An 11,088-nucleotide genomic window follows, 5' to 3' on the forward strand; every position below is an offset into this window, starting at 1 on the left:
GCATCCCATTTTTCCAATTTATTAATGATACTTCTTATATCGTATGGAAACTTATATTCGGCTGTAACAACATTCTTAAAATTGTGTGTTTACCTATTCGTTTTTTACCCCAATCCTCTCGGCTCAAACGTTCTCAATGTTTTTGCGGCCGGCGGCGGCTGTGGTAAAATATGAATACTTACGATAAGGAGGAAAAAGATGACTCAGATGCGTTTTACAAAAGAAGACTTCGATACATTTACAATAGAAGGTTTAGATCCGCGCATGGAGGTGTTAAAAGAACAAGTCCGTCCGAAGCTGACCTTGTTAGGAGAGCATTTCGCACCGACATTGTCAGCATTGACAGGCGATGAAATGTTCCCGCATGTCGCCAAGCACGCGAGAAGATCTGTCAACCCGCCGGCTGACAGCTGGGTTGCCTTTGCCAACAGCAAACGCGGGTATAAGAAACTCCCTCACTTTCAGATCGGTTTATGGGACACCCATATGTTTGTATGGTTTGCCATCATTTATGAATCTCCGATAAAAGAGGAATACGGCAGATTGCTGGAAGCGAAGCAGGAGGACATCACAAAACAGATTCCCGGTCATTTTGTATGGTCGCCGGATCATACGAAGCCAGGTGCGTACAAGCAGTCCGACATGGATCAGGAGCAGCTGAAAACATTATTTGAACGCCTGCAGACAGTGAAAAAAGCAGAGCTATTGTGCGGCATTCAGCTGCAAAAAGAAGACGTGATCAACATGAACAACAATGAATTCCTGCAAACCATTGAAGACGCTTTTAGGAAGCTTTCCTTTTTATACACACTGACTCAGAAAGTCTCATAACATAAAAAGCGGGCCGATTGCCGGCTCGCTTTGTTTACATTTTGATAATCGCTTGATCTGATTGTTTCGCCTGTTTCACAGTCCGATACGGGGAATAGGTGCTGTCAGCTTCAAATTGGCTGCAGATTTTCTTTTCTTCCGCTTTCCCGGGAACGATTTCTTTAAAGCGGCGGTACGCATTCAGAAGTCTGTCTCGGTCAGCTCCTTTTTCATAGGCGTTTTCCACCTGCTGAAAAAAAGCAATGACATCCACAGCCTCCTCTGTCGTCCAGTCCTCATTCATCGGATATTGATATTCCAAATGTCTTCACTCCTTTATAATCATGCTCAAAATAAGCATCTTCCATAGATCATAAATTGTTCTTTACTTTCTTTCAAGTTCATAATATAATTCATTTGTTTTACGTTTAAAAAATGGGTAATAAAACTGAATGTAATACAAACTAATCCGTAGGTATTATGATAAAGGTGGGAAAACAATTGCCGCAACATGAAACACCCCTGTACAGCGGACTGAAAAAGCACGCGGACAGACAGCCTGTCCAATTCCACATTCCGGGCCATAAAAAAGGCGCGGGAATGGATCCGGAATTCAGACAATTTATCGGAGAAAACGCGTTAAGCATAGATTTAATTAATATCGAACCTCTGGATGATTTACATGCGCCAAAGGGCATCATTAAAGAAGCCCAGGATCTGGCCGCGGAAGCATTCGGCGCAGACCATACCTTCTTTTCCGTTCAAGGGACGAGCGGCGCCATTATGACGATGGTCATGGCCGTATGCGGACCCGGAGATAAAATCATCATCCCGAGAAACGTTCATAAATCCATTATGTCGGCCATTGTATTTTCCGGAGCGGTTCCGATTTTTATACACCCGGAAATTGACGATGAGCTCGGAATTTCTCACGGCATTACGCTTGAGTCCGCAGAGCGGGCTTTGACGGAGCACCCTGACGCAAAAGGCCTGCTTGTCATAAATCCGACGTACTTCGGTGTGGCAGCGGACTTGAGCAGCATTGTAAAGCTCGCGCATTCTTTCGATGTGCCTGTGCTTGTCGATGAAGCGCACGGCGTGCATATTCATTTTCATGATAAGCTTCCTCTGTCCGCCATGCAGGCGGGCGCTGATATGGCAGCCACAAGCGTGCACAAATTGGGAGGCTCCCTGACGCAGAGCTCCATTTTAAATGTGAGAGAAGGTCTTGTTTCCAAAGAAAGAGTACAGTCGATTTTAAGCATGCTGACGACAACGTCAACATCCTATCTGCTTCTCGCTTCACTGGATGTCGCAAGAAAACGCCTCGCTACAGAAGGCCGCGATCTTCTTGAAGATACGATTCTGCTGGCGGATCAGACACGGGAACGCCTCAATCAAATTGAAGGCTTCCGCTGTGTCGGCGAAGAAATCACAGGGTCTAAAGCTGCCTTCAGTTATGATCCGACTAAATTAATCATTTCGGTCAAAAACCTCGGCCTGACGGGTCATGACGTTGAAAAATGGCTCCGCGAATCATATAATATCGAAGTCGAGCTGTCCGATTTGTATAATATTTTATGTATTTTCACCCCCGGAGACAGAGCAGGAGATGCCGACCGTCTTGTAAGCGCGCTTACAGACATTTCAAAACAGGCTTCCGCCAATGACTATGCTCATCAGCAAACCGAAGTTCTGCTTCCTGAAATTCCTCTGTTAGCGATGACGCCAAGAGACGCGTTTTACGCAAATACGGAAGTCATTCCGTTAAAAGAATCCGCGGGACGGATCATCGCAGAGTTTGTCATGGTGTACCCGCCGGGAATTCCGATCTTTATTCCGGGTGAGATCATTACTGAAGAAAATATCAGCTACATTTTTAAAAACTTGGACGCCGGCCTTCCTGTGCAGGGTCCCGAAGATGCAACGCTTGAAATGATCAGAGTCATCAAAGAGCAAAAAGCCATCCAATAAATATAAAGAAGCCCGAAACGAAATTGTTTCGGGCCTTTTTACGCTTTTTACTCTTCTTCAAGATGACACTGGCATTGTCCGCAGCATGTTCCGTATAACGTCGTGACCTTCTCATCCTCAAAGTAATGAATCGCTTCGTTACAGTCTTGGCAAACAATTGTACCCATCTGTCATTCCCCATTTCTCAGAATTTGAAAACGCTTAATTTTTACTTGTTGTTATTATATTATTATGTCACATTTAATATGTCAACTGATAAATTGTATAACACATTTATTTTTTACGGTCTTTTTATAGCTCGAGGGTCAATCACAGTATATCCTTTATTACGCAATCCTTTTACAATGTCCGGCATGGCTTCTGCCGTCCATTTCCGGTCATGCATCAATATGTTGGCCCCGTCCCGCAGATAAGGACTGCTCAGTGTGATATCGGTAAGCGCTTTTTTGGATTGATATTTCTGATCCCAATCATACCCGAAGGTCCAGTTCATTTTCACCATGCCTTCTTTTTTTATAAGTCTGTCACTGTAGTCCGTATTGCTTCCGAAAGGCGCCCTGAAAAATGCGGGTTTCTCTCCTATTACCTTTTCAACCGCTTTATTGACGCCAATGATTTCTTCCCGTTGTTTTTGTTCGGAAAGATCTTTTAAGTTTTGATGAGTCATTGTATGATTTCCGATCATAAAACCTAACTCATGAATATGCTTAAGCGCTTTCTTATTTTCATCTTTTTTCAAAAAATGTCCGTTTACAAAAAAGATCGCTGACGCATTGAGATCATGCAGTTTGTCCGCAATCTCAGCGGCATGCTGATCAGGCGCGTCATCGATCGTTACCAATGCGATCGGTTTTTTCTCTTTCTGTTCATCCATTTTTTCCACAGAAAAGGTTTTAGGATTGATATAGTAACGAGGCTCCGCCTTCTGTTTTTTCTGTTTTTCCTCTTTTGTATGGTGGTTTTCCCGTTTGGCATGATTGGCCGCGGCTTGAGAATGGGGTTTGTTTGTTTGCATTTTTTCATTTGATTGGCAGCCGGCGAGTAAGCACATACATACGACGGCTGCAGCGGCTTTATACATGACAATCCCTCCTGATATGGTTTTGCCCCCAGTATAACGAAAAAACAGCGCTCTCACGAAAAACAATGTGCCTTTTTTACACATCGGCTGCGCAAGTTGTCACACGTATTATTTCTTCATTAAAAACGGTTTCAATTATATAACAATTCAGTAACAAGCCTTAGGTTTTTCACCTCTCGTGATACACTTGATATAGTCCTTATAAATGGATGAACCAATATATTATATAAAACAGAGGAGTAAGATAGATGCGCTACCGTACGGTGATTCCCTTTTTTTTGATGCTGTTCGTTCTGTCAAGCTGTTCGGTTTCTACTGTCAGTCCATTCAAAAAAAACCGGATCGACAGCATTCATCACACTCAAATCTTGTTTTTTTCCGATGAAAATCATATAGATAAAGAAGTGCCTTATTACGATGCGATCCTTGATTTAGAAAAGAAATATCCCCATCATGTCGATCAAATGAAGGTTTATGACAACAGAAAGGGATGGGAAGAGGAAATCAATACGTTCCCTGCGCTGATGGTGATCAATCATCGGCATGTGGTCATGAAGATTGAGGGATCCGTAAAGAAAAAAGAGGATATCATCAAACCTATGCAGCATGTGCTTGCACAATAAAAACAGCCCCCGCTTTTACAAACGGGGGCTGTTTCTTTGTTACATTATTATTTTACGATATGGATCGGGCTTCCGATTGCTACTTCGGCAGCTTCCATAGTGATTTCGCCCAATGTCGGGTGAGCGTGAATTGTCATTGCGATATCTTCAGCAGTCATTCCGCCTTCGATCGCCAGGCTCAATTCAGAAATCATGTCAGAAGCGCTTGCGCCGGCAATTTGCGCACCGATTACAAGACCGTCTTCTTTACGAGTGATCAGCTTCATGAAGCCGTCAGTTTCGTTAAGAGACAGCGCACGTCCGTTTGCTGCAAACGGGAACTTAGCTGCAACGACTTCAATGCCTTCTTCTTTCGCCTGTGCTTCAGTGTAACCGACAGAAGCCAGTTCAGGCTCAGAGAATACAACCGCCGGAATACCGAGGTAATCGATTTCAGCCGGCTCTCCTGAAATAGCTTCCGCAGCGATTTTACCTTCGTAAGACGCTTTGTGAGCCAATGGAGGTCCGTCAATGATGTCACCGATTGCGTAAATGTTCGGTACGTTTGTGCGGCACTGCTTGTCTGTTTTAATGACACCGCGGTCAGTCATTTCGATACCGACTTGCTCAAGGCCGAGCTCATCAGTGTTCGGACGGCGTCCGACAGTGATTAATACGTAATCAGCATCAACCGTTTTTTCTTCGCCTTTTACTTCGAATGTAACTGTTACGCCGTCAGGTCTTTCTTCAACGCCTTTAGCCATAGCGCTTGTATGGATTTCAACGTTGCCTTTTTTCTTCAGTCTGCGGGTAACGAGAGAACTCATTTGTTTTTCGAAGCCAGGAAGAATTTCATCTCCGCCTTCTAAAATAACCAATTCAGTTCCGAAGTTCGCATACGCTGTTCCAAGCTCAGTACCGATATATCCGCCGCCGATAACAACGAGCTTTTTCGGAATTTCTTTAAGCGCAAGTGCGCCTGTAGAGTTCAGAACGCGTTCGCTATATTTGAAGTTTGGCAATTCGATAGGGCGAGAACCGGTAGCAATGATTGCGTTTTTAAATGTGTATGTTTGCGCAGAGTTCTCATCCATTACGCGGACAGAGTTGCTGTCTACGAAATAAGCTTCCCCTTTTATAACGTCCACTTTATTTCCTTTTAAAAGACCTGCAACACCGCCGGTAAGCTTATTTACAACAGAAGCTTTCCATTCTTGGACTTTTGTAAAGTCAACCGTTACGTTCTCAGCAGTGATTCCCATGTCATCTGAATGTTTTGCATTCTCGTAACGATGGCCTGCATTGATGAGCGCTTTTGAAGGAATACAGCCGACGTTCAGACAAACGCCTCCAAGAGTTGCTTTTTCAACGACTGTTACTTTTTGTCCAAGCTGAGCAGCGCGGATGGCAGCTACATAGCCGCCAGGTCCCGCACCAATCACAAGAGTATCTGTTTCAATAGGGAAATCTCCTACTACCATAACATTACGCCTCCATTAAAATAAGTTGTGGATCGTTCAGTAAACGCTTGATGTGGTTTAACGCATTTTGTGCAGTTGCTCCGTCAATCATACGGTGGTCAAAGCTGAGAGAAAGAGCTAAGACAGGAGCAGCTACAATTTCACCGTCACGGACGATCGCTTTTTCAGCAATACGGCCGATACCGAGAATCGCAACCTCTGGGTGGTTGATAACCGGTGTGAACCATTGGCCTCCGGCAGAACCGATATTTGTGATCGTGCAAGAAGCGCCTTTCATTTCCGCAGGTGCAAGCTTGCCTTCACGCGCTTTTGTAGCAAGGCTGTTGATTTCATCAGAGATTTCGAAAACGGCTTTACGGTCGGCATTTTTCACTACCGGCACAAGCAGGCCTTTTTCGGTATCCGCTGCAATTCCGATGTTGAAGTAATGTTTTTGGATCACTTCATCTGTTTTATCATCAATAGATGTGTTTAAAACAGGGAATTTTTTCAAAGCGGATGTTAATGCTTTGACGACGTAAGGCAGATAAGTCAGCTTGATGCCTTGATCAGCAGCAACTTGTTTGAACTGTTTGCGGTGAGCAACAAGATTTGTTACGTCAACTTCATCCATAAGAGTTACGTGCGGTGCAGTATGCTTAGAGTTCACCATTGCTTTCGCGATCGCTTTACGGATACCGCTCATTTTTTCGCGTGTTTCAGGGAATTCGCCTTCAGGAGCCTGAGCCGCTGCAGGTTTAGCTGTTTCCTGAGGTGCAGCTGTTTCTTGCGGTGCCGCTTCTTGAGCCGCTCCACCATTTGCAAAGCTGTCGATATCTTCTTTTACAACACGTCCGTTATTGCCTGAACCTGTTACTTTACGGATATCCACGCCTTTTTCACGGGCATATTTGCGTACGGAAGGCATCGCGATCACGCGTTTGTTCGGATCAGCTTCCGCTTGGTCCTGCTGTCCTGCGCCGGTTTCTTTTGCAGGCTCTTTAGGAGTCTCTTCTTTAGCGATATCCTGCCCTGCTTCAGCAGACGACTGAACTTGAGCTTCAGTTTTCGCATCTCCTGAATCATGGCTTCCTTTAAATTGAAGATCTTCGTAACCAGGTGCGTCAAACGTAATAATCGTTTGTCCAACAGTTGCAACTGTTCCCTCTTCAACTTTTAATTCTAATACTTTTCCTTTAACAGGTGAAGGAATTTCTACCACTGCTTTATCATTTTGCACTTCAGCCAGAACATCGTCTTCTTCTACCTCGTCGTTCGGCTTAACAAACCATTTTACGATTTCGCCTTCGTGGATACCTTCCCCGATATCCGGAAGTTTAAATTCAAATGCCACAGTTTTCGACCTCCTAGTTGATTAAGCAAATTTTAGTTATGCATTCGCAAGCATTGAACCTAGTAAACAGACTCCTTCATATAGAGAAAAGGACTCTCTTTACCGTCTTTTATGATGCCTGATTAAAATTCAAGAACTTTTTTCGCAGTTTCAAGAACGTCTTTATGGTTTGGAAGCCATACGCTCTCAGCAAGCGAGAAAGGAAATACTGTATCAGGCGCCGCAACACGCAGAACCGGAGCTTCCAGGCTCAGAATCGCGCGGTCATTGATTTCAGCTACAACGTTGGCAGCGATGCCGGCTTGTTTTTGAGCTTCTTGCACGACAATTGCGCGGCCTGTTTTTTCAACAGAAGCAATAATCGTATCAATATCAAGCGGACTTACAGTTCGAAGGTCGATAACTTCAGCAGAAACGCCTTCTTTTTCAAGCTCTTCAGCAGCCTTAAGCGACTCATGAACCATCGCGCCGTATGTGATGATAGAAAGGTCAGTACCTTCGCGTTTCACATCAGCTTTGCCAAGCTCGATTGTGTATTCCTCCTCAGGAACTTCCTGACGGAAAGAACGGTAAAGTTTCATATGCTCTAAGAAAACAACCGGATCATTGTCTCTGATAGAGGCAATCAGCAGTCCTTTTGCATCGTAAGGAGTGGAAGGGATAACAACTTTAATACCCGGCTGCTGAGCGATAAGGCCTTCCAAACTGTCAGCGTGAAGTTCAGGTGTATGAACCCCTCCGCCGAATGGAGAACGGATTGTCACCGGAGAAGTCCAGCGTCCGCCGGAACGGTAGCGGAGACGAGCCATTTGTCCTGAGATTGAATCCATTACTTCATATACGAATCCGAAGAATTGGATTTCCATAACAGGACGGTAATCTTGCAGGCCTAAACCGAGAGCGAGACCGCCGATACCGGATTCAGCAAGCGGCGTGTCAAATACGCGGTCCTCACCGAATTCTTTTTGAAGGCCTTCAGTTGCACGGAATACGCCTCCGGCAACGCCTACATCTTCCCCGAAAAGCAGAACGTTTTCATTGTTTTTCAGTTCTGTGCGTAACGCATCAGTGATCGCTTGAATCATTGTCATTTGCGCCATGGCTTACTTCGACTCCTTCGCTTTGTAAATTTCAAGTTGTTCTTTTAAGTTGAACGTCGGCTCTTCAAACATATTCTCAATCAGCTCTGTTACTTTCGGTTTTGATTCGCCGTCAGCCTTTTTGATAGCTTGTTTGATTTCTTCTTTGGCCTGTTCAATCACTTTGTTCTCTTCTTCTTCAGACCATAGTCCTTTGTTTTCCAAGAACTTGCGGAAACGTACGAGCGGGTCTTTTTGCTCCCATTCATTTTCTATTTCTTTCGTACGGTATTTAGTCGGATCGTCACCGGACATTGTATGAGGTCCGTAACGGAATGTAAGAGTTTCGATCAGAGTCGGACCTTCACCGTTAATTGCGCGCTGGCGTGCTTCTGCGGTTGCAGCGTAAACGGCAAGTGCATCCATTCCGTCTACTTGAACACCTGTAATACCGACGGCAACTGCTTTTTGGGCAATTGTCTGTGCGGATGATTGCTTTTCTACAGGAGTTGAAATCGCATAGCGGTTATTCTGAACAACGAAGATCGCTGGCGCTTTAAATGCTCCGGCAAAGTTCATTCCTTCATAGAAGTCACCTTGAGAAGCTCCGCCGTCACCAGTGTAAGTAATAGCTACCGCTTTTTTACCGCGCTTTTTAAGACCTAAAGCTACACCTGCGGTTTGAATAATTTGAGCACCGATAATAATTTGAGGTGATAAAGCATTTACTCCCTCAGGCATCTGATTACCTTTAAAATGGCCTCTTGAGAACAGGAATGCCTGATGTAAAGGAAGCCCGTGCCAAATCAGCTGAGGAACGTCACGATAACCCGGAAGGATAAAGTCGTCCTGTTCAAGCGCGAAGTGTGATGCAATTTGAGAAGCTTCCTGGCCCGCTGTCGGTGCATAGAAACCTAAACGTCCTTGACGGGAAAGAGAAATTGAACGCTGGTCTAAAATGCGGATATACACCATTCTTCTCATTAATTCCTTTAACTGATCATCTGAAAGATCAGGCATTGCGTCTTTATTTACGACTTCTCCTTCAGCATTTAAAATTTGGAACGTTTCAAACTGCTTATGAATAGCATCAAATTGTTTTTTGCTATCAACAATTGAAGTTTTTGTCTTTGCAGCCATTTTTTAAACCACCTCTTCTTTTGATTTAACAGGGTTAGGATACCGTTTAGCCATCCGTATTAAAAACAGTCTTATCATGCTCTGCAATTCTAAAATTAATCATTCAGAAATTCACATAGCGCTTAAGCAAAGATAATGACGTTTAAACTGTACTAATAAAAAAAGATTTTTTATTAGTACAATATGATCAACAACCATAGTTTACAGTAATTAAACAAAGCCGTCAATTATTTATAACCTCATTTTGAAACCGCTTATAAAACTTAAGACCATATTGCGCCAAACTGTACTATAAAAGACTTTAAACTGTATTATAAAAATACTCTACTGTACTACAATTAAAAAAAATTACAAAGAGTAAATTAAGTTATTTAACTTAGGGGCAGGCTTTGAAAAGATGCCGCGGGATAAAAACGGGCAGTTAGCAATCGTCCCGCCTGCCGAACAGACGGGACGATGCTTTTGTCTAATTATTCAATACCCGCCCACACGATATTCAGCGGCGTCAGCACGGCATGAGGATGAAACTCGGAAATCGGAGTGAAAAATACATACGTAAAATCTTCGGCTGGATCAGAAAACATGCCGCACCAACCCATTCCAAGATGTGAGAAGGTGCCTTCTGTCATGAAATAATGGTCGCCGGCCGGCCACAAATTAACGCCTAAACCAAAGCCGCCTTCCTCTCTGGGCGCTCCGAAGAAGTAAAAAGGAAGACCGGGCTTTATTTGATTTCTCAGCATGGCCTCGACTGTTTTTCTTCCAAGCAGCTTCTTATCTTTCAATCTGCCTTTATTTCTAAACATTTCAGCCAACTTCCAAATATCCCGCAACGAAGAGTACAGACCGCTTGTCGCTTTATTCGGAAAATACGGGTGATGACTTTTTTCCAGCTGTACGCACTCGTGTTCATTGATCACACAAACTTCTTCTTTTAAAGCATCAGGCACATAAAAATACGTTCTTTCTAATCCGAGCGCTTCAATAATATGCTTTGTTACATACTGTTCGTAGGATACGCCTGTTACTTTTGAAATAATGATGCCAAGTATAACAAAACCGGTTCTGGAATAGTTCCATGCTTCATCCACTCCGTACTCCAAAGGCGTACTGACCAGATAGTTTATCCATTCTTCCTCATTCGTTAAGTCAATGCCTTCAGCCTTTTGAATATCCAGCTCAAAACTTAATCCCGCCGTATGAGTCAAAAGGTGCAAAATTTTAATTTCTCCGAAACCCGGTTTATCAAACGCAGGCAAAATGAGCTTGACCGGCATTTTCAGATCGAGCAAACCTTTTTCGACGAGCTGCATGACGGCTACAGCGGTAAACACTTTTGTCAAAGAACCGATTTCTCTGATTGTATCAAGCTGAAATGTTTGCTTTTCGTTTTGTCCGCCGGTAAATTCCCCTAACGACTCAGCTGCAAAAACCTCACCTCCTCTTGACATCATATAACTCGCACATTGCAGATCTCCATTGTCTATCATCGTCTGATAATGGCTGTTAAGAGCGTTAATTTGTTTCATATCAAATGCCGGATTGCTTATTGTTTGTTTCATTGTTTTCTCCCCCTGTACTGTATGTA

General features: G+C 43.8%; 11 protein-coding genes. 3 read left to right on the plus strand and 8 right to left on the minus strand.

The features are described from left to right. The first annotated feature begins 198 nt into the window (after window positions 1-198). On the plus strand, window positions 199-831 hold the full coding sequence (locus AR442_RS12165) for a DUF1054 domain-containing protein (protein ID WP_007409668.1): 633 nt from the start codon (window positions 199-201) through the stop codon (window positions 829-831). A 34-nt stretch (window positions 832-865) separates the two neighbouring features. On the opposite strand, the gene AR442_RS12170 is transcribed toward AR442_RS12165, so the two are convergent. Then, window positions 866-1,132: a UPF0223 family protein gene (locus AR442_RS12170; RefSeq protein WP_007409667.1), complete on the minus strand. Its 267-nt coding sequence runs from the start codon at window positions 1,130-1,132 to the stop codon at window positions 866-868. 179 nt (window positions 1,133-1,311) lie between these two features. On the opposite strand from AR442_RS12170, the gene AR442_RS12175 reads away from it, so the two are divergent. Beyond that, window positions 1,312-2,784, plus strand: a complete 1,473-nt coding sequence (locus AR442_RS12175) for an aminotransferase class I/II-fold pyridoxal phosphate-dependent enzyme (protein ID WP_014417652.1) — start codon at window positions 1,312-1,314, stop codon at window positions 2,782-2,784. A gap of 47 nt (window positions 2,785-2,831) precedes the next feature. On the opposite strand, the gene AR442_RS20015 is transcribed toward AR442_RS12175, so the two are convergent. After that, entirely contained in the window at window positions 2,832-2,951 is a 120-nt protein-coding gene (locus AR442_RS20015) for a GapA-binding peptide SR1P (RefSeq protein ID WP_003154518.1), read from the minus strand. 113 nt (window positions 2,952-3,064) lie between these two features. Next, window positions 3,065-3,865, minus strand: coding sequence for a polysaccharide deacetylase family protein (locus tag AR442_RS12180; RefSeq protein WP_014417651.1), 801 nt, complete (start codon window positions 3,863-3,865; stop codon window positions 3,065-3,067). Between the two features lie 248 nt (window positions 3,866-4,113). Between AR442_RS12180 and AR442_RS12185 the strand changes: the two genes are divergently transcribed. Beyond that, a complete protein-coding gene (locus AR442_RS12185) occupies window positions 4,114-4,488 on the plus strand; it encodes a hypothetical protein (protein WP_014417650.1) in 375 nt (124 codons plus the stop codon). Between the two features lie 47 nt (window positions 4,489-4,535). On the opposite strand, the gene lpdA is transcribed toward AR442_RS12185, so the two are convergent. The 5 genes from lpdA to AR442_RS12210 form a co-directional block, all read right to left on the minus strand. Next, entirely contained in the window at window positions 4,536-5,948 is a 1,413-nt protein-coding gene (gene lpdA / locus AR442_RS12190) for a dihydrolipoyl dehydrogenase (protein ID WP_007409663.1), read from the minus strand. Window positions 5,949-5,952: 4 nt separating this feature from the next. Next, on the minus strand, window positions 5,953-7,281 hold the full coding sequence (pdhC, locus tag AR442_RS12195; RefSeq protein ID WP_014417649.1) for a pyruvate dehydrogenase complex dihydrolipoyllysine-residue acetyltransferase: 1,329 nt from the start codon (window positions 7,279-7,281) through the stop codon (window positions 5,953-5,955). Between the two features lie 122 nt (window positions 7,282-7,403). Next, window positions 7,404-8,381, minus strand: a complete 978-nt coding sequence (gene pdhB / locus AR442_RS12200) for a pyruvate dehydrogenase complex E1 component subunit beta (protein WP_003154528.1) — start codon at window positions 8,379-8,381, stop codon at window positions 7,404-7,406. Window positions 8,382-8,384: 3 nt separating this feature from the next. Beyond that, the gene (gene pdhA / locus AR442_RS12205; protein WP_007611171.1) at window positions 8,385-9,500 is read right to left on the minus strand and encodes a pyruvate dehydrogenase (acetyl-transferring) E1 component subunit alpha; all 1,116 of its coding nucleotides are present in this window, start codon (window positions 9,498-9,500) and stop codon (window positions 8,385-8,387) included. A 470-nt stretch (window positions 9,501-9,970) separates the two neighbouring features. After that, window positions 9,971-11,062 (minus strand): serine hydrolase domain-containing protein, encoded by a 1,092-nt coding sequence (locus tag AR442_RS12210; protein ID WP_014417648.1) that lies wholly within the window; start codon window positions 11,060-11,062, stop codon window positions 9,971-9,973. Window positions 11,063-11,088: the final 26 nt, after the last annotated feature.

Origin of the sequence: Bacillus velezensis (assembly GCF_001461825.1) — a bacterium.
GTDB lineage: Bacteria > Bacillota > Bacilli > Bacillales > Bacillaceae > Bacillus > Bacillus velezensis.

Bases quoted from the DNA above. Each gene is read 5' to 3' on its own strand.
- AR442_RS12165 (WP_007409668.1), top strand. From the start codon at position 199: ATGACTCAGATGCGTTTTACAAAAGAAGACTTCGATACATTTACAATA.
- AR442_RS20015 (WP_003154518.1), bottom strand. From the start codon at position 2,951: ATGGGTACAATTGTTTGCCAAGACTGTAACGAAGCGATTCATTACTTT.
- AR442_RS12180 (WP_014417651.1), bottom strand. From the start codon at position 3,865: ATGTATAAAGCCGCTGCAGCCGTCGTATGTATGTGCTTACTCGCCGGC.
- AR442_RS12185 (WP_014417650.1), top strand. From the start codon at position 4,114: ATGCGCTACCGTACGGTGATTCCCTTTTTTTTGATGCTGTTCGTTCTG.
- lpdA (WP_007409663.1), bottom strand. From the start codon at position 5,948: ATGGTAGTAGGAGATTTCCCTATTGAAACAGATACTCTTGTGATTGGT.
- pdhB (WP_003154528.1), bottom strand. From the start codon at position 8,381: ATGGCGCAAATGACAATGATTCAAGCGATCACTGATGCGTTACGCACA.
- pdhA (WP_007611171.1), bottom strand. From the start codon at position 9,500: ATGGCTGCAAAGACAAAAACTTCAATTGTTGATAGCAAAAAACAATTT.
- AR442_RS12210 (WP_014417648.1), bottom strand. From the start codon at position 11,062: ATGAAACAAACAATAAGCAATCCGGCATTTGATATGAAACAAATTAAC.